General features: G+C 43.7%; 14 protein-coding genes. 5 read left to right on the top strand and 9 right to left on the bottom strand.

Annotated elements, in window-relative coordinates:
- Positions 1–268 precede the first annotated feature (268 nt).
- Positions 269–442, bottom strand: coding sequence for a DUF6472 family protein (locus RBATCC27255_RS10400; protein ID WP_169923223.1), 174 nt, complete (start codon positions 440–442; stop codon positions 269–271).
- Positions 435–1,028 (bottom strand): LOG family protein, encoded by a 594-nt coding sequence (locus RBATCC27255_RS03190; protein WP_101028714.1) that lies wholly within the window; start codon positions 1,026–1,028, stop codon positions 435–437. Before RBATCC27255_RS03190 ends, RBATCC27255_RS10400 begins: the two co-directional genes overlap by 8 nt.
- 266 nt (positions 1,029–1,294) lie before the next feature.
- Between RBATCC27255_RS03190 and RBATCC27255_RS03195 the strand changes: the two genes are divergently transcribed.
- Both RBATCC27255_RS03195 and RBATCC27255_RS03200 read left to right on the top strand, forming a co-directional pair.
- Positions 1,295–2,704 (top strand): MATE family efflux transporter, encoded by a 1,410-nt coding sequence (locus tag RBATCC27255_RS03195; RefSeq protein WP_101028715.1) that lies wholly within the window; start codon positions 1,295–1,297, stop codon positions 2,702–2,704.
- 43 nt (positions 2,705–2,747) lie between these two features.
- Positions 2,748–3,563 (top strand): DUF4037 domain-containing protein, encoded by an 816-nt coding sequence (locus tag RBATCC27255_RS03200; RefSeq protein WP_101028716.1) that lies wholly within the window; start codon positions 2,748–2,750, stop codon positions 3,561–3,563.
- Between the two features lie 372 nt (positions 3,564–3,935).
- Here RBATCC27255_RS03200 and RBATCC27255_RS03205 read toward each other — a convergent pair whose 3' ends face one another.
- Together RBATCC27255_RS03205 and RBATCC27255_RS03210 are read right to left on the bottom strand one after the other, a co-directional pair.
- Positions 3,936–4,868, bottom strand: a complete 933-nt coding sequence (locus RBATCC27255_RS03205; protein WP_101028717.1) for a bifunctional riboflavin kinase/FAD synthetase — start codon at positions 4,866–4,868, stop codon at positions 3,936–3,938.
- 20 nt (positions 4,869–4,888) lie between these two features.
- Entirely contained in the window at positions 4,889–5,434 is a 546-nt protein-coding gene (locus RBATCC27255_RS03210) for an NUDIX domain-containing protein (RefSeq protein WP_101028718.1), read from the bottom strand.
- A gap of 51 nt (positions 5,435–5,485) precedes the next feature.
- On the opposite strand from RBATCC27255_RS03210, the gene RBATCC27255_RS03215 reads away from it, so the two are divergent.
- A complete protein-coding gene (locus tag RBATCC27255_RS03215) occupies positions 5,486–6,379 on the top strand; it encodes a M14 family metallopeptidase (RefSeq protein WP_101028719.1) in 894 nt (297 codons plus the stop codon).
- A gap of 252 nt (positions 6,380–6,631) precedes the next feature.
- Here RBATCC27255_RS03215 and asnB read toward each other — a convergent pair whose 3' ends face one another.
- A complete protein-coding gene (gene asnB, locus RBATCC27255_RS03220; protein WP_101028720.1) occupies positions 6,632–8,992 on the bottom strand; it encodes an asparagine synthase (glutamine-hydrolyzing) in 2,361 nt (786 codons plus the stop codon).
- Positions 8,993–9,126: 134 nt separating this feature from the next.
- Positions 9,127–9,582 carry a C-GCAxxG-C-C family protein gene (locus RBATCC27255_RS03225; RefSeq protein ID WP_101028721.1) on the bottom strand — a complete coding sequence of 152 codons (456 nt, stop codon included), beginning with the start codon at positions 9,580–9,582 and terminating at the stop codon, positions 9,127–9,129.
- Between the two features lie 429 nt (positions 9,583–10,011).
- Here RBATCC27255_RS03225 and lepA point away from each other — a divergent pair, with 429 nt between their 5' ends.
- Both lepA and RBATCC27255_RS03235 read left to right on the top strand, forming a co-directional pair.
- Positions 10,012–11,823, top strand: a complete 1,812-nt coding sequence (lepA, locus tag RBATCC27255_RS03230; protein ID WP_101028722.1) for a translation elongation factor 4 — start codon at positions 10,012–10,014, stop codon at positions 11,821–11,823.
- Entirely contained in the window at positions 11,810–12,223 is a 414-nt protein-coding gene (locus tag RBATCC27255_RS03235) for a DUF3783 domain-containing protein (RefSeq protein ID WP_101028723.1), read from the top strand. The genes lepA and RBATCC27255_RS03235 overlap by 14 nt, the downstream gene beginning before the upstream one ends.
- A 359-nt stretch (positions 12,224–12,582) precedes the next feature.
- Here RBATCC27255_RS03235 and secA read toward each other — a convergent pair whose 3' ends face one another.
- The 3 genes from secA to RBATCC27255_RS03250 all read right to left on the bottom strand — a co-directional run bounded on the left by secA (position 12,583) and on the right by RBATCC27255_RS03250 (position 18,724).
- Positions 12,583–15,450, bottom strand: coding sequence for a preprotein translocase subunit SecA (secA, locus tag RBATCC27255_RS03240; RefSeq protein WP_101028724.1), 2,868 nt, complete (start codon positions 15,448–15,450; stop codon positions 12,583–12,585).
- Between the two features lie 79 nt (positions 15,451–15,529).
- Positions 15,530–16,927 (bottom strand): penicillin-binding transpeptidase domain-containing protein, encoded by a 1,398-nt coding sequence (locus RBATCC27255_RS03245; protein ID WP_101028725.1) that lies wholly within the window; start codon positions 16,925–16,927, stop codon positions 15,530–15,532.
- Positions 16,928–17,044: 117 nt separating this feature from the next.
- On the bottom strand, positions 17,045–18,724 hold the full coding sequence (locus RBATCC27255_RS03250) for an FtsW/RodA/SpoVE family cell cycle protein (protein ID WP_101028726.1): 1,680 nt from the start codon (positions 18,722–18,724) through the stop codon (positions 17,045–17,047).
- Positions 18,725–18,974 lie beyond the last annotated feature (250 nt).

The following is an 18,974-nucleotide window of genomic DNA, read 5'->3' on the forward strand; positions in this document are numbered from 1 at the left end:
TTTTTGGATGAATTCACAAGATTTTCACATTTCATTTGTGCAATATTCTAATTTTTTATTACTTAATCAATATTTTATAAATTTTTGAGTTTTTGTCCTTTATTCATATTGTTCCCTTTAAAATGGCATAAGAAGACAAAAAAGTCCCTTTATTTAAAGGGACTTTAGGTTTACAATAATAACAAATGACATTTATTAAATTTTAAATAGTTATTACAAATTTGTAACCTGTCTTGTTGTAAATTACTGTAAGATTGTGTTGCATTATTTAATTTTGCTTTTTGACTATTTTGTATTCATCATAAAGCTGGAAATAGTGACATGAATCTGTGTTCTGTGAAAGAAACCTTGCCATTTCATCCTCATCAAGGTTGATGCTGCAATAATCGCCAAATTCATCGTCGCTCACAAAGTTTGCACAAAATTCGCATTTGTCAGCCATTCTGCTCACCGTCCTTTTTGAGAAACCCATATTTATTGTAGGTGAACGGAACATAATTCTCGAGCTGATTAAAAACATCATCTTCGGTATCGGCAATCGTGTAAAGTCTGTTACAGGCATTGGTCATAAACTTTTCACTTACGGCATTGTCAAGCATCGCAAGCATTGAGTTGTAGTAGCCTTTTACATTGTATATAATGATAGGCTTTGTGTGTCTGTTAAGCTGCTTTAGTGTGAGAACCTCAAAAAATTCTTCAAAAGTGCCCATACCGCCGGCACAGATTACAAAAGCGTCCGCTTTATCTTCCATAATACCTTTGCGTTCACGCATTGTATCTGTTACAATAAGTTCGGAGCATTTGTCAAAAACAACACCCACATCAATAAAAAAATCGGGTGTAACTCCGATTGTGTAACCGCCTGCGCTGTATGCGCCGCGGACGGATGCGCCCATAATCCCGTATTTTCCCGCACCGAAAACAAGGTTGTAGCCCTTTTCGGCAATTCTCTTGCCGAGATGCTCGGCAGATTCAAGATAGATTTTGTCAATTTGCTCACTTGATGAGCCAAAAACACATATATTCATACTTTTTATCCTTTCGCATTCGCAGCTGCGTTGTATTTTTCTGATTTTGTCTGAAACAACCGTCAGTTATCTGAACTTAGCTTGGATATTGCGACAGTTCGCAGTCATCCGCAATTAGATTATACATCTCAAATACACAGCGGTCAAGCAGTCAAAACGACGGCAATACACAATTTACACAGATTTTATTTTATCAAAACAATCGTAAACACAAGCATTATTAACAAATAATTTACTATTCATTTTATTCAACGGAGGGTATATTTATGTCTGCTACTTCTTCAAAACTCAAAAATCCGAACGATTCTGTTATGAATCAAAGAGTAATAAAGCTTGCATGGCCGATATTTTTACAGCTGTTGCTCGGCGTTTCACTCGGCTATGTTGACACGATTATGCTTTCAAACTACAACAGTACCGCAGTTGGGGCAATTGGCAACGCCAATCAGGTCCTCGGCTTTTTGACCCTTGCCTTTAACATTATATCAAGTGCAACCGGCATTATCGTCAGCCAGTACCTTGGTGCAGGCAAAAAAGAAAAGATGAATATGATTTACACGGTTGCATTGTCATTCAACTTTGTGCTGAGTATTGTAATCAGCCTTGTTGTTTTCATATTCAGCCGAAATCTGCTTGAGGCAATGCAGGTGCCTGCGGCAATGCTTGACGAATCCGATATGTATATGCGAATAGTCGGCGGTACAATCTTTACTCAGGCGCTTATCAACGCTTTTAACTCAATTTTTGCAAGCAACGGCAAAACCGTTTTCGGTATGATTATCGGTCTTGGAATGAACATTATCAATATCTGCGGAAATGCTCTTTTGCTCTACGGACCGCTTCAGGTTCTCGGACTCGGTGCGTCGGGTGCGGCTGTTTCCACATGCGGAAGCAGAGTTATTGCGGTAATTGCATCTGTTATATACTTCTACACGGTTATCAAAGGCAAGTTCAGCCTTAAATATCTTCGCCCGTTTCCGTATGATGTTCTCAAAAGCCTTCTTAAACTCGGCATTCCGACAGCAGGCGAGAACATTTCCTACGACTGTTCACAGCTGTTTTTACAGGCATTCATCAATACAATGGGTATCGTTGCAATCAACGCAAAAATCTACGCAAATATGCTTTCAATGTTCACATATATGATTGCTCTTGCCGCTGCAAATGCAACACAGATTATTGTGGGTCACAGCATAGGCGCTCACGATTACGATTTTGCATACCGCAGGGTGCTGAAAACTTTGCGTTTCGGTATGATAATTTCAATCTCGGTTGCAATTATAAACTGGTTGATTTCGCCATTTACACTCGGACTTTTCACAGGCGACAAGGCGGTTATCGCACTCGGTTCAACGGTTATGTTCATTGCAATTATTTTAGAATTTGGCAGAACAACAAACCTTGTTATCATCAACAGTATGAAAGCCGCCGGTGATGTTAAGTTTCCGACTGCACTTGCTATCTTTTCGATGTGGATTTTGAGCGTCGGACTCGGTTGGCTGCTCGGCATTTTCTTTGGAATGGGACTTACGGGAATTTGGATTGCTATGGCGGCAGATGAGATTTTCAGAGGTGTTGTCGTGCTTATCCGCTGGATAAAAGGCGGTTGGAGAGGCAAACGAGTGGTGCTTGAAGAAAAAACAAACTCAAACGGAACGGCAAAGGCTACGGCATAATCCGACAAAAGATATGATACCATATAACGAAAGGGAATAAACTATGAACTTTACGGAATACAATGTTAATGATAAAAACCTCGAAGAAATTTTGCTTGCACTCAAGTCGCTTGATGCGGTTGAGGCTGTCGCACTCGGAGGCTCCCGTTCAACAGGCGAAGCCGATGAAAATTCAGACTATGATATTTATGTTTACTGCTCAGAAATACCGACCGGCAAAACAAGAGAAAATCTTCTGGGAAAATACTGCTCCGTTGCCGAATTTGGCAATCACTACTGGGAGAGCGAAGACAACACGGTTATGAACAACGGTACTCCTGTTGACATAATCTACCGCGAAATTGACAGGTTCGGCGGATATATTGATACGGTAATCAAAGGCGGCAAGGCTTTTAACGGCTATACAACCGCATTTTGGCACAACATCAGGAACAGCAAGGTTCTCTTTGACAAGACAGGGACTTTTACAAAATTCAGAGATATGGCGCAGATTGACTATCCCGAAAATCTCCGCAGAGCTATTATCAAAAACAACCGCAGCCTTTTGAGCGGAAAGCTTCCGTCATATGACAGGCAGATTAAGAAAATGCAGGAGCGCGGTGATATCGTCAGCGTCAATCACAGAATCACGGCATTCCTCGAAAGCTATTTTGATGTTATCTTTGCACTCAACCGTCAGACACACCCCGGTGAGAAAAGACAGGTTCAGCTCTGCAAAAAGTATTGTACCCTCTTGCCGAAGAATTTTGAAGAAAACATAAACGCTCTTATGAAGTCAATCTCAGACGGCGGTTCATACGAAATCGTCACAGCAATGGTCAATAACCTTGATGAAATTCTTAATGATGAATTCAAATAAAAAAAGCGGTGTCGGAAAGTTCCGTCACCGCTCAGCATTTTCAGCCATATAAAATTCAAATGGAATATTGACATTGCTTTTTGCATAATATATAATAAGAACACAAGGAAAACCGTTAAAAGCGGTTAGTCCCAAAGTTTTAAAACGAATATAAAATAATCGTCCGATATTTGAGGCTGTCGGGCGATTATTTTTTTATGCTATTGATGACTTCTGCGAGTGCTATAAGTAAAATTATCAGCAAAACCGATTCAGTCATGCATATCACCCCCTTTCGGGAGTGCTAACCGCCTTAAACTTCCTTGTATTCTCGTATCATATTGTATCAAGCTGAAATTGCGATGTCAACCATAGATAAATACTACGCTTACTTCAGGCTCCGTATCTATACATCTCACCAAAAATCTCTTTTGCCGTAACTGCATTGTCGGTTATGGCATTTTTTAATTCGGTGATATTGTCAAACTTTTTTTCGGGACGAATGAAATCAAGCAGACGGACATCGGCTGTCTGACCGTATATTTCACCACCGTGAAAGTCAGGCATCCATGTTTCGCTCAAAAGTTTCGTTCCGCCGACTGTCGGCTTTACACCGATATTAGTCACACCGCAATAGACCTTTCCGTCTTCAAGCGTAACGGCAGACGCATAAACGCCGTATTTCGGCACGGCAAGATTTTCGGGAAGTTTCTGATTGATTGTCGGAGTGCCGAGTTCTCTGCCGAGTCTTTTTCCGTGGGTGATCACGGCAGAAAATCCAAAATGCGAACACAAAAGCTTGTTTGCACGGCGGATGTTTCCCTCGCTCACAAGCAGACGGATAAGTGTTGACGAAACAACATCGCCATCGTCACGCTCAGGCTCTATCACTTTAAGCTCCGTGCCATTTTCATCACAAAGCTTTTTGAGCAAATCGGTATCGCCTTCGCCGTTTTTTCCGAAACGATAGTTAAAACCGCAGACAACAAATTTTGCGTTGAGGTTGCCGAAAATAATTTTCTCGACAAAGTCCTTTGCAGACATATTCATCAGCTTTTTGAAATCAAGGCTGAAGGTATGTTCAATACCCAGGCTTTCAAGCGTTTTCAGCTTATCTTCCGTTGTCATAAGCGCACCATTAGAAGATTTTCCGAGAACCTCCTTCGGGCTTTGAGCAAATGTAAAGCACACGGGCAAAAGTCCGTTTTTCTTCTGCTCAACAGCCGAGAGAATAACCCTTCGGTGTCCCTTGTGAAGTCCGTCAAAAAATCCGAGAGCAACGGCAGTATTCAATTTTTCGTGTTCTGAAACAGTAAAATTCTGCATATATATTTCCTATGATTAAATTAAATTTTACCGCTTTTCAAAAGTGCGGCAGTCTTTAAAACGGCAATCTGTGTTTTGGAGTCGGGAATCATATTGTTAAGCACCATTTCAACGGCTTTGTTGAGGGAGATTTTTTCAACATTCAAAAACTCACCCTCGTCAAGCCTTTGCTCACCCTGTGACTTTACCCGACAGGCATAAAGATGGATAATTTCCGATGTGTATCCGGGGGACGGATAGACCTGACCGAGAGAAATGTAGGAGTAGCCCTCAAGTCCCGTTTCTTCAAGAAGCTCACGCTTTCCGTTTTCAAGCGGAGTAGAACCCTTTTCAAGCTTGCCGGCAGGAAGCTCAAGCACAACCTCCTTGTACGGATAGCGAAACTGCTTTACAAAAGAAAGGTTATTGTCCTCATCAAGAGCGGCAACGCATACTCCGCCCGGATGATTGACAACCTCCCTCTTTGACCTTTTACCGTCAGGAAGCTCCACTTCGTCAAGGACTATATGCAGGACTCTGCCGTCAAAAATTTTCTTGCTGTCAAGAGTTTTTTCAAAAAGCTCCATAATTATGCCTCCGTTTTAAAGATTGAATTATCGAAAGGAAAGGATTTTGTTATGACCGATTATAATGTTTTTCCCGATTACAAAACGCGCAAGGAAATAATAAACGGACTTTGCGGGAAATACAAATTTATCAAGCACTGCTTTGCAGGAAAAAGCGTGTGCGGAAGAGGTATTGATGTTCTGCACATCGGCAACACCAAGAATCGTGTGCTATACTGCGGCGGTTTTCACGGTTCGGAGTACCTCACTGTGCTTGCCTTGCTGAAATTCTTTGAAGAATGTTGTCAGGCTATGCAAAACGATAATCCTGTCGGCGAATACAAAATCGGAAATTTTTTAAGCATTCGCGGACTTACGATTGTGCCTTGCGTGAATCCCGACGGCACGGAAATTGCCCTGCACGGCAGTGACGCCGCATTCAAATACAAACCGCTTGTCGAAAAGGTCTGCACCGATACATATAAATGGCAGGCAAACGCCCGTGGAGTTGACATCAACCACAACTTCAATGCGGGTTGGTGCAGACTTAAACAGCTTGAATTAAAGAACAATATCAAGTGTCCTGCGCCGACGAGATTCGGCGGAAATCATCCCGAAAGCGAACCCGAAACAAAGGCACTGACAACACTTTGCCGTAATATTGACTTTGAACGGGCAATCGCTCTGCACAGTCAGGGACGGGAAATTTACTGCTCATTCGGCAGACATACACCCGTTCTGAGCTTTCGGCTTGCGTCAATGTTCTCACAGGCAAGCGGCTACAACATAGCCTTTCCCGAGGAGATTGCCACAGGCGGCGGCTTTAAGGATTGGTTCATCGAAAAATTCCGCCGACCTGCCCTCACCGTAGAAATGGGGCTCGGCAAAAATCCCCTCCCCCTCTCCGACTTTGAAGAAGAATACAAAATCCTGCGAAGCATCCTCTGTCTCGGAGCGGTGGTTTAAAAATTTCATTTCATTGTATTTACAGCACTGAACACATATTGTTTGGTGCTGTTTTTAATTAAAAGGGCGCGTTAAGGGCGCGTTAAACACACATTTGGGCGCATTAAGGGCGCGTTAAACACACATTTGGGCGCATTAAGGACGCGTTAAACACACATTTGGGCGCGTTAAAATTATTCCTAACATTTTCTGATATAATTCAAGGGCAACCTCGGTTGCCCTTGTTTATTTTGTTATTTTTAATAACTTTGATTAATTTTTATCGTCCTCGTCACCAAAGAATGAGATTGAGTTTACGATATTGTCAACAGCCTCGTCTGAAATTACATTAGGCTCGTCAAGATATTTTGATCTTTTTTCAATGCTGTCAATAGCCATCTGCATCTGCTCCTGCGGAGTTGACGGCTTTTTCGGAGCATCGTAAATCTCGTTATCCTCCGGATTTGAGATGTTCACATACTCCTCTTTTTTAGGCTCTTCTTTAACCTCGGGTTCTTCCTCAGGCTCAACGATTGCAGGCTCATTGCCGTCATCGGGGACTTCAACTTTCTCTGTCACATCTTCCGCAGATTCCTCTTTTACGGATTCTTCCGCTTTTTCGGCAGATTCGTCATTTTTTTTTGACTTGTCAACGCCAAAGTTCGGAGCATCGTAATTTTCGTCAATCTCCTCTGCGGCAGCCATAATTACCTCACCGGGAGCGTCAATCTGCTTTTCTCTTCTCGCCTCGGCAACAGCCTTGAGTTCGTCAAGGTGATTTACAGGCTTTTCAACCTTTTCGCTGTCCTCATCAAAATAGATATCATACCATACGAGGAATACATAAATTGTCCAAACTCGTCTGCTGTTATCTTCTTTTCCGCTGAAATGACTGTCGAGCCATGAAACAAGGACATCTGTATTGAAGAATTTCTCGGCAGTTTTGCCCTTGAACTTAGTCTTTACCACATTATAATACTTTTCTTCACGAAGCCATACTCTTGTCGGTACAGGGAAACCGAGTTTCTCTTTTTCGGCAGTAGCCTCAGGCATATGGCGAACGGCAGCCTTACGCATTGCATACTTTGTGTTGTGCTTGTTGCAGCGCAGTTTTGTCGGGAGCGATGACGCAACCTTGAAAACCTCCTTATCGAGGAAAGGAACACGAAGTTCAAGCGAGTTAGCCATACTCATACGGTCGGCTTTAAGAAGGATGTCGCCGACCATCCACATATTGATGTCGAGATACTGCATTTTTGTAACATCGTCATACTTACGGCAACGATAATAATATTTTCTTGTAAGATCCTGTGGGCGTGTTGCAATTGACGGATCCTTCAAAAGCTCCTGCTTCTGCTTGTAGTCATACATAAATGCGTTACCGATATAACGCTCCTCAAGCTTGTCACAGGCACGGATGAGATAATCTCTGCCCTTGATGTCGGGGAGCTTTCTGCAAATTGCTCTTATTGCCTTTCTGATGCAATGGGGAACAATTGTCTGATAAATTTTGAACACTCTCGGATCGTTGTAGCAAGTGTAACCGCCGAACAATTCGTCTGCACCCTCACCCGAAAGGACAACCTTTACATAATGGCTTGCAAGACGGGATACAAAGTAAAGTGCGATACATGACGGATCTGCAAGCGGCTGATCCATATGGTACTGAACAGTCGGAACAGCGTCCCAGAATTCTTCACTTGAGATAAGGTGAGTGTGGTGTTCAACACCGATTTTTTCGCTGAGATTTTTTGCCCAGCTGATTTCATTATATTTTTCGCCAAAGTCAAAGCCGACTGTAAATGTTTTCTGGTCGGCAAAATATGTTGAAACATAGCTTGAGTCAACACCGCTTGAAAGGAAACAGCCAACCTCAACATCGGCAATTTTGTGAGCGTTTACGGAGTTTTCAAAAACCTTTTCGATTCTGTCAACAGCCTCTTCCTCTGTCATTTCTTCGTTAGGATTGAAACGAGCCTCAAAATAACGGGTAGTTTCAACCTCGCCGTCCTTGTACCAGAGGTAGTGACCTGGCATAAGGCAGTAAACGCCCTCAAAGAAAGTTTCGGGCGGAACTGCATACTGGAATGAAAGGTAGGAATCAAGTGCCTTTCTGTTGAATTTCTTTTCAAACTTAGGATATTCAAGAATACTCTTGATTTCACTTGCATAGACAAAGTCATTGCCTATCTGAGTGTAGTGCATCGGCTTAATGCCGAAGAAATCACGGGCAATAAAAAGTGAGTTATCCTTTGTGTTGTAAATAGCAAAGCCGAACATACCACGGAGTTTTGGGAGCATATCTTCTTTCCACTCTTCAAAGCCGTGAACAAGCACTTCACTGTCTGTATCTGTATAGAACTTATGACCTTTTGAGATAAGTTCTTTTCTCAAATCCTTGTAGTTATAAATTTCACCGTTGAATGTGAGAACAAGGCTTTTATCCTCATTGTATATAGGCTGATGACCTGCACCGAGGTCAATAATGGAAAGTCTGCGAAATCCCATGGAAATATTGTCGTCCGTAAAAAATCCGTCCGAGTCGGGACCACGGTGAGTGATAACCTCTGTCATATTTCTGATGACATCGGCTCTGTTTTCAACCTGTCCCATAAAGCCGGCTATGCCGCACATATCACAATTCCCCTTTCAAGGTAATTTTCAAAATTAACCGCATTAGACTAATGCCCTATTTTAAACATTTTATCACAATTTACTCCCAAATTCAACTGTTTGCAGGCATAAGTTTCAAATCAAAGCAACGCCCCTCAGCCTTTTTTATTCTTTAAGTATTCATCAAGCAAATCCGCTGCATATCTGCACAACTCAGGACACGGACGGACGGCATAATATTTTTCTGTTCTCTCAGACGGAGTCGGGTTGTCCTTTGCCTTTGCTCTCATACCGAGAAGGTCACGGCAGATGATTGAACCGTTGTCCTCTTTGAACCTTTCAGCAAGCTGCTGAACCTCGGTGTAGACACGCTTTTTGTCGGCATTATCCTTGCTGTCACTGTAACCCCTTGCAAGACCTAAAGCCATATACATTCCCGTAACAGTACCGCAGACCTCACGCATTCTGCCTATTCCGCCGCCAAACGGTGACGCAAGCATAAGAGCAGTCTGTTCATCAAAGCCCAAATCGTCACAAAATGCAAGCAATACAGCCTGAGCGCAGTTGTAGCCCTGCATAAAATTATTCTTAGCAATTTCACCTTTTGTCATACCAATTTCTCCTTTTATAGGGTTATTTCATATAAGCAAAGTATAACACCAAGGTCAAAATACTGCAACGATTTTTTGCTTGTAGAAGAGGTTAGTGTATGATATAATTTATCATACAACAGCATTTCGCAAATTGTATCGTTTACAAGCACATTGCAAATGCCTTAAATTTGCTTGCTTTATTCGTTAAAATTGTTATAATCTAAGTACAGATATTTCACACATCTTTTAGAAGCGTGAAATATCTGTGAGTTTAGCCGTGGAATAATCCACAACCAAACTCACGAGGAGCTGACGCTCCTTTGTACTGATTGCAATCTGTCGCAAGCTCTGCTCCTTGCAAGCAAAGCAGAGCGTTGCTCGGATTTAAATCTAAATACAGATTAAAATAAAGTACAAAAAAGACATTAAAGAAAAAGGTGATTAGCATTGTCTTTTCCACAGGATAAAATAAGAAATTTCAGCATTATTGCTCACATTGACCACGGCAAGAGTACGCTTGCGGACAGAATTCTTGAGCAGACCAACTCCGTTTCCGAAAGGGATATGGAGGCGCAGCTGCTTGATGACATGGACCTTGAGCGTGAGCGCGGCATTACAATCAAGGCGAGGGCGGTTAGCGTTATCTACAAAGCCGATGACGGCGAAGAATATCTTTTTAACCTCATCGACACCCCCGGTCATGTTGACTTTAACTACGAGGTTTCCCGTTCACTGGCGGCTTGTGAGGGCGCTATTCTTGTTGTTGACGCATCACAGGGCATTGAGGCGCAGACTCTTGCAAACACATATCTTGCCGTTGACAGCGGACTTGAAATTGTTCCCGTTGTCAACAAAATTGATCTGCCGAGTGCCGACCCCGACAGGGTTATTCAGGAAATCGAAGATGTAATCGGTATTCCTGCCGAGGATGCTCCGAAAATTTCCGCAAAGGCAGGAATCAACATTCACGCAGTTCTTGAAAAGGTTGTTCACGATATTCCTGCTCCGACAGGCGACATCAACGCTCCTCTGCGTGCATTGATTTTTGACAGCTGCTACGACAGCTACAAGGGCGTAATTATATATGTAAGGCTCAAAGAGGGGCAGATTCACCCGGGCGATGAATTCAAACTTATGGCAACGGGCAGTGTGTTCAATGTTGTTGAGTGCGGACTTATGCACGCAACCGCCCCCGAAAAGACCGACGGTCTTTATGCAGGCGAGGTTGGCTACATCACGGGTTCAATCAAGACTCTTGCAGACGCAAAGGTCGGCGACACGGTTACACTCACATCAAATCCCGCCGAAGAACCGCTCCCCGGCTACCGTGAGGCACAGCCTATGGTTTTCTGCGGTATCTACCCTGTTGACGGCGCAAGATACGGTGACCTTAAAGATGCACTTGAAAAGCTACGGCTTAACGATGCGGCTCTTTCGTTTGACCCCGAAACATCGGTTGCTCTCGGATTCGGTTTCCGCTGCGGATTTTTAGGACTGCTCCACATGGAAATCATTCAGGAGCGACTTGAAAGAGAATATCAGCTTGACCTCATCACAACCGCACCGAGTGTAATTTACAGAATCACACGCACAGACGGAACGGTTGAGATGATTGACAACCCGACAAACTACCCCGATCCGTCACTTATTCAAATGGCGGAAGAGCCTGTAACAGACGCTCACATCTATGCACCTAAGGAATATGTCGGCAATATTATGGAGCTTTGTCAGGACAGACGAGGAACTTTTGTCGATATGCAGTATATTGATGCCGACCGTGTTGATTTACACTATGTACTTCCGCTTGCCGAAATAATCTACGACTTTTTCGACACGCTCAAATCACGCACAAGAGGTTATGCATCATTCGACTATGAGCTTAAAGAATATGTTCAGAGCAACCTTGTTAAGCTTGATATTATGCTCAACGGCGAGGTTGTCGATGCGCTTTCGTTCATCATTCATGCCGATAAGGCATATTCAAGGGCAAGAAAGATGGCTGAGAAGTTAAAGGAAAAGATTCCGAGACAGCTTTTTGAAATTCCGATTCAGGCTTGCATCGGCGGTAAAATCATTGCCAGAGAAACCGTAAAGGCTATGCGTAAGGATGTACTTGCCAAGTGTTACGGCGGTGATATTTCCCGTAAGAAAAAGCTTCTTGAAAAGCAAAAAGAAGGTAAAAAGCGTATGCGCCAGCTCGGTTCTGTTGAAGTTCCGCAGGAGGCGTTTATGGCGGTTCTCAAGCTTGATACGGATTAACGGTGAAGATATGAAAGAACTTGCTATGTTTTACAACTTTTCGGACGAAAGATTTCGCAAGGCAAAGTTTGCACTTATGCCACTGAAAATTCAGGTTAAAAAGGTTGAAAAAGAAGATTTCAATCAGCCTATCGGTTTCCTTGCAGGCATCAAGGGCGTTGAGCCTGCAGCAGAAAAGTTTGACGGCGACGGCTTTGACGAAGAAATGATTGTCATGCACAATTTTACGAATAAAACAATTGATTCGCTAATCAAGGCACTGAACAAGTGCGGTGTCGGACGAGTTCCGCTCAAGGCGGTTATCACTCCCACAAGCAAAGATTGGGACAGTCTGACGCTTATCAAAGCACTTAAAGCCGACCATGAGGAAATGCTTAAAAAATTGAAAATGAAAAGTTGAAAATGGAAAATGAAAGTCGGGAAGACAGTTTGCAAAATGCAAAGCATTGTCTTCCCGACTTGTTTTGTTTATATAAAATCCGCACTGGCACTCATCGGGCTTCCGTTTTAGTTGAATTTACACTTACGAACGAATCGGAACCGTCAAACAGCTTAAACAAGCAATTCAAATGCGAATGTGATTTTTGAGCAAAGTCAACGCTAAGACCGACATTATTCACATTTTATTGCTTATATCCGATAATAATCAGATTGGCGCTTAGTCAAATTGCCGTATAAAAAAGCAGAGGGGCAGTCAAAAACCGCCCCTCATTTGTGATTTATCTAAAATCGCAGTTAAAATTACTCTGTGTCACTATATTAAAGATCTCTGCCGCAGCACTTCTTATACTTCTTACCGCTTCCGCACGGACAAGGATCGTTTCTGCCTATTTTTTTGCCCTTACGGATAGTTTTGTTGGCTGTGTCTGTGCCGTCAGCCGAGGTTTCTGTAGGACGGGCAACCTGCTCACGGTGGAGTGCCTGCTTTACAGCGTCTGACTGTTCAACAGTTCCTTCATCATCGGCTGCAGACTGTGCCGCTGCGGCAGCCCTCTGAGCCGCTCTCTTTGCAGCTGCAATTGCGTCCTGCCTTTTCTGAATCTCATAGATACGCTTTGGCATAATGAGCATCATCTTGACAGTATCCTCACGAATGCTTTCAATCATCTCATCAAACATATCGAAGCCTTCAACTCTGTATTCAACAACAGGGTCATGCTGACCGTATGAACGAAGTCTGATACCGTTTTTGAGCTGATCCATATTGTCGATGTGATCCATCCAATGTGTATCAACATTCTTGAGGAGGTAAACACGCTCCATCTCACGGATTGTTTCCTCGGGAAGAAGCTCTTCGTTTTCCTTGTAGATTTCGAGAGCATCATCAACGAGCATCTTCTGAATCTCTTCGGGTTCCATATCTTCAAGATCCTCAAGACTGAAATCGTACTTAGAATCATCTCTGATAAGCCAGCCTGCATAGTAATCCTTAAGGCTCTGGAAGTTCCAATGCTCTGCAGGACCTTCGGGGAGATACTGCTTGATTGAAGTTGCGATTGTATCCTCAACCATTTTGAGGATTGTTTCGTGGAGATCCTCACCGTTAAGAACCTGATCACGCTGACCGTAGATGATTTCACGCTGTTTGTTCATAACATCATCGTACTGGAGGACATCCTTACGAATGCCAAAGTTACGAAGCTCAACCTTTTCCTGTGAGCCCTCGATAATACTTGTGAGCATCTTGTTCTCAATGGGCATATCTTCGGCAACATTCATACGCTCCATCATCATTTTCATTCTGTCTCCGCCGAACAGACGCATAAGGTCATCCTCGGTTGAGAGGAAGAAACGGCTGACGCCCGGATCGCCCTGACGGCCTGCACGGCCACGGAGCTGGTTATCAATACGGCGTGACTCGTGTCTTTCCGTACCCATAATGTAAAGACCGCCGGCCTCTCTTACCTTTTCAGCCTCGCCCTTAATTTCTTCCTTATACTTATCATTCAGTTCTCTGAATGTATTTCTTGCATTGATGATTTCTTCATCATCGGTTTCTGCATAACCCGTAGCTTCTTCGATAAGCTCCTCTGTAAAGCCCTGCTTACGCATTGCGGCTTTTGCCATATACTCTGCGTTACCGCCGAGGATGATATCGGTACCACGGCCTGCCATATTGGTTGCGATTGTTACCGCACCGAGCTTACCTGCCTGAGCAACAATTTCAGCCTCTTTTTCATGCTGTTTTGCATTGAGGACATTGTGCTTAATGCCTCTCTTTTTGAGCATTTTTGAAAGAAGCTCCGACTTCTCAATTGAAATTGTACCGACAAGGACAGGCTGTCCCTTTTCGTGAGCCTCAACAATTGCGTCAATAACAGCGTGGAACTTGCCGTTTTCTGTCTTATAAACCGAATCGGGGAGGTCTTTTCTTAAAACAGGCTTGTTTGTAGGAATTTCAACAACATCAAGCTTGTAGATTTCCTGGAATTCTTCAGATTCAGTCTGAGCAGTACCTGTCATACCCGAAAGCTTTTTGTAAAGACGGAAGTAGTTCTGGAATGTGATTGTAGCAAGAGTCTTGCTTTCGCTCTGAACCTTTACGCCCTCTTTAGCCTCAATGGCCTGATGAAGACCTTCGTTAAAACGACGGCCGTACATAAGACGACCTGTAAATTCGTCAACGATGATAACCTCGCCGTCCTTGACAACATAGTCAACATCAAGCTTCATTACACCGTTAGCCTTGATAGCCTGATTTACATGGTGCTGAATTGTAAGGTTGTCAGGATCGGTAAGGTTTTCGATACCGAAAAATTCTTCGGCTTTCTTAACACCGCTCTGTGTAAGCGTTGCTGTTTTCTGCTTTTCATCAACAACATAATCAATGTCGTTTTCCTTGTAATATTCCTCCATATCCTCTTTTGCGTCAAGTTCTGCAAAACGCTGAACTTTAAGAGTTTTTGCAAAAGCGTCAGCCTTTGCGTAAAGGTCTGTTGACTTGTCGCCCTTACCCGAAATAATAAGAGGAGTTCTTGCCTCATCAATGAGGATTGAGTCAACCTCATCGACAATTGCAAATGCGTGTGGGCGCTGAACCTTGTTTTCCTTGTAAACTACCATGTTGTCACGGAGGTAGTCAAAACCGAGTTCGTTGTTTGTTCCGTATGTAATGTCTGCGGCATAAGCCTTTTTTCTGCCGTCATTGTCAAGGTCATGGCAGATAAGACCGACCGAAAGACCGAGGTATCTGTAAAGCTTGCCCATCCACTCCGAGTCACGGCGGGCAAGGTAATCGTTGACTGTTACAATGTGAACACCTTCGCCTGTAAGAGCGTTGAGGTATGCAGGGAGGGTAGCAACCAAGGTTTTACCTTCACCTGTTTTCATCTCGGCAATTCTGCCCTGGTGAAGAACGATACCGCCGATAATCTGAACGGGGAAGTGCTTCATGCCAAGCACTCTCCAGCCTGCCTCACGACAGGTTGCAAATGCTTCGGGGAGAATATCGTCTGTTGTTTCGCCGTTGGCAAGTCTTTCTTTAAGGATTGTTGTCTGGTTCTTGAGTTCGCTTTCGCTCATAGCCGCATATTTATCTTCGAGTGCAAGCACCTTGTCACAGATTGGCTGCACACGCTTAACTTCACGCTTGCTGTAGTTGCCGAACATAGCTTTTAAAAAATTCATCAGGGTTCTTCCTTTCAATGTACCGAAAAAATCGGTCAAACTGTATTTTCAATAATATAATTTTTAATATAATTTTAATTTACTGCACCGCAGACGCTCCAAGGCTTTTTGCAGCCTGAATCATTGCGGCCTCAACCACGGGACCGGCATATTGGAAGCCGAAACCCGAATCCTGTACAACACAGGCAAATGCGAGAGGGCAGTCCTCATCTTTTGAGTAGCCGACCATCCAGCCGTTAGGGTTCTTATCATCGCCGACTTCACCCGTACCTGTTTTGGCACAGACTGTAAGTCCGCCGAAAAGGTTGTCGCCGTAGTAATCCGAAACGGTGTATCTCATAACATCGTCAAGCTTTGCCGCCGTATCGGATGAAAAAAGCTCCTGTCCGCTGCTCTTGTAGTTTATGCCGAGTGCGGAGAGTATTGACTCATCTTTGATAAGGGTAGGGTTTGTAACCTTACCACCGTTTGCGATTGCGCCGCAGATAATTGCCATCTGCATCGGGTTTACCTTGTCATTATACTGACCTACGCCCGACCAGCCAAGCTGGTTTTCATTGGCATCGCTGACATCATATGAACCTTTTGCGGTTTTAATTCCGTCAACATCAAAGGAGCTGTTAATGCCGATTTTCTCGGCAGTTTTTGTCATTGTGTCACTTCCGAGTTCAACGGCAAGCTTTGCAAAAACAATATTGCAGGAATGTGCCATTGCCTCTTTATATGTCAGCGTTCCGTGAGTTTCCGTACAGGTAACTTCACTTCCGCCTATGTTCTCACTTCCGTTACAAACCCAAGTGCGGTCATAAAGGTCGGGAATATTCTCGATTGCCGCCGCAGATGTAACGATTTTGAAGATTGAACCCGGAGTAAAGGTTGACGAAAGCACATTATCAAGGTAAACGCCCTCGTATTCGCTTTCGTTGTCCTCGGTAATTTCGGGAGGAGCCTGCGGATCGTAAGCCATGGTGCTTACCGAGCAGATAACCTCGCCTGTTTTGTAGTTATATATTACACAGGCACCTTTTTTGTTATAAGATGCAAGCACATCATAAGCCGCCGCACAGGTTGCGGAATCTACTGTCAGCTTTATATCGTGAGAGGCACGCAGTGATTCGGGCATATTAAGTCCGAAAACAAGGTTATAGCCTATCAGCTGAGAACGATACATACTTTGAACAGCCGTTGAAATGTTAAGGCTGTCATCACCGACAACATGAAGCAGAGATTTTCTTACGCTCTCGCTTTCGTTATAAACTCTTTTACCGTCAACCGTCTGTGCAAGAGCCGTGCCGTTGCGGTCATAAATCGCTCCTGCCTGTGCAAGGCCACCGTCACCTGCTATATGCGCATTATATGCCTGATCAACCCAATCGTCTGCCCCTGTTACAAGCTCAAAGGCGAGATAGCCGAGTCCGCCGATAAACGCAAGCGCAACTATATATATAAGTGTACTTCTGCGAAGTATTTTTTTCAAACCTTACACCACCCTGTGTATCAGTAGGGGCGTTCATTGGACGCCCGCAAGTAAAGGCACTAATTTTATTTAATACCAAAGTACATATATGAAAAACAAGTTTTCAATTTACTGCCGTTATCTTTTTACCGAATAAGTTCTCTCGTCTGCGGCTTTAATGAATGCAACAAGTCCCCAGCAAGACATAATACTTGAACCGCCGGCAGACACAAACGGAAATGTTACGCCTGTGAGCGGAAGGACATCGGTTGCACCGAAAACATTGAGAGAAAGCTGAACGACAAAAAGTCCTGCCGCACAGCACGCTGAAATTGAATAAAAGGTACTTCTGCTTCGGGTTGTAATTGCCCTTGCATAAATAAACATTGCACCTACTGCCACGGCAAGTGTGAACGCAACGATAACTCCCATTTCTTCCGAAACAAGTCCGAAAACAAGGTCACTTTCGGATGCGGCAACCTGCTTTAAAAAACCGTTGCCGATACCTACGCCGAAAAGTCCGCCGCTTGCCATATATGTGAGAACTCTTGCCTGCTGATAACCGAGGTTGTCCTGAGTATGTTCCCACACATGACGCCAGCCCGAAAAACGGTCGGCAACATACGGTTTAAACTTGAGGACAAAGGTTACGCCGAAAATTGCGGCGGCAACAGCAAGAATAATCGTCTTGAAATCGCCCGAGCGCATAAACGCTGTGAGCAAAAATGTTACAAAGAAGATGAGCGCAGTACCGAAGTCACCCATAAGAGCCAAAAGACCGACGCAGACTGCCGAGAAGATAATGTACTCAAGCAGGTTCTTCTTTGTCATCAACACATCAAGCGAACTTGCGCCGATAAAGATGAAAATAATCTTTGCAAGCTCTGACGGCTGAAATGAAAACGAGCCGATATAAATCCAGTTGGCGGCGCCGTTTGTAATCTTACCAAATACAATTGTTACGCCCAAAAGACCGACCGCACAAATCATTGCCGGAAGTCTGAGTTTATTTACCTTATCGGGATCTTCAATCAGCTTGATAATTATACAGAAGAAAATCATACCTATTGCGGCGGCAACAAGCTGAACATAAGCCGAGCGTTCCGACTGCCTGATAAGCATCATTACGCCTATGCCCGTCAAAAACAGGGCGAGCGATTCAAGCTCGAAATTTACTCTGCGGATTACAAAATAGGAGATAAAGAAGAATCCCCATTCAACAGCCGCAAGAGCGCCGAACAGCACGAGCGGAGCCATTGTATTTGTGCCGTCATTCCAGAACATTGCCTGAACGCACATAAAGAAGTGAAAAAATGTAATAAGAAGCATAAGCTTCCACGATTTCATTGCAGGCTTATCACTTACCTTTGAGAAAAACCAGCTCGACTGCAACGGCTGTTGGAACTCCTCGCCTCTTTTTACTATAAGGCTTGTACCGCCTATTGTTATTGTATCGTCAATAAGCACCTTTGCCCTGCCTCTTGTTCTTTTGCCGTTGAGCATCGTGCCGCTCTTTGAATCGGTATCATTTACATACCAACCGTCTTTACGGCGAAGGAGTACACAATGATTTCTTGAAACTGTCGGGTCATCAACGGTTACATCACTGCTTTTACTTCTGCCGATTGAATTTTCCCAGAAAAGCACGGGGAGCATCTCGCCCGTTGCAGGGTTCAAAAGTGAAATCAAAGGAGTTTCGGGACGGCGGCGGCGGCGCATTGCGGCAAAGCACTGGTACACAATTATTATTGCATAAACAGGCATAAGAAAACGCAGTGCAACAACACCCATATCGAAAATTATCGAAAGATCCGGCACTTTTTTCAACTCCTTCACAAATCATCTGTCCTAAAAATAAGCATACTTAAAGTTATACAGTTTAAATAATAATCCAATTTCCTCCAAAAGTCAATAGCCGAGTGCCTCGGCAGTCAATTCGTGAAGACAGTTTATACAATAAAAAACTTACGATACCCGAGCGTGACTTTCTAATTATAAGTGAAGTAACTTATAAGTGAAGTAACTTTGTAGCCGAGTGCCTCGACAGCCAATTCGTGAAGATAGTTTG

This window comes from Ruminococcus bromii (genome assembly GCF_002834225.1).
Classification (GTDB): Bacteria; Bacillota; Clostridia; order Oscillospirales; family Acutalibacteraceae; genus Ruminococcoides; species Ruminococcoides bromii.

What these genes read in the sequence shown, in the direction of transcription:
- RBATCC27255_RS03210 (WP_101028718.1), bottom strand. Translation starts at nt 5,434, where the DNA reads ATGGAGCTTTTTGAAAAAACTCTTGACAGCAAGAAAATTTTTGACGGC.
- RBATCC27255_RS03195 (WP_101028715.1), top strand. Translation starts at nt 1,295, where the DNA reads ATGTCTGCTACTTCTTCAAAACTCAAAAATCCGAACGATTCTGTTATG.
- RBATCC27255_RS03215 (WP_101028719.1), top strand. Translation starts at nt 5,486, where the DNA reads ATGACCGATTATAATGTTTTTCCCGATTACAAAACGCGCAAGGAAATA.
- secA (WP_101028724.1), bottom strand. Translation starts at nt 15,450, where the DNA reads ATGAATTTTTTAAAAGCTATGTTCGGCAACTACAGCAAGCGTGAAGTT.
- RBATCC27255_RS03205 (WP_101028717.1), bottom strand. Translation starts at nt 4,868, where the DNA reads ATGCAGAATTTTACTGTTTCAGAACACGAAAAATTGAATACTGCCGTT.
- asnB (WP_101028720.1), bottom strand. Translation starts at nt 8,992, where the DNA reads ATGTGCGGCATAGCCGGCTTTATGGGACAGGTTGAAAACAGAGCCGAT.
- RBATCC27255_RS03200 (WP_101028716.1), top strand. Translation starts at nt 2,748, where the DNA reads ATGAACTTTACGGAATACAATGTTAATGATAAAAACCTCGAAGAAATT.
- RBATCC27255_RS10400 (WP_169923223.1), bottom strand. Translation starts at nt 442, where the DNA reads ATGGCTGACAAATGCGAATTTTGTGCAAACTTTGTGAGCGACGATGAA.
- RBATCC27255_RS03190 (WP_101028714.1), bottom strand. Translation starts at nt 1,028, where the DNA reads ATGAATATATGTGTTTTTGGCTCATCAAGTGAGCAAATTGACAAAATC.
- RBATCC27255_RS03225 (WP_101028721.1), bottom strand. Translation starts at nt 9,582, where the DNA reads ATGACAAAAGGTGAAATTGCTAAGAATAATTTTATGCAGGGCTACAAC.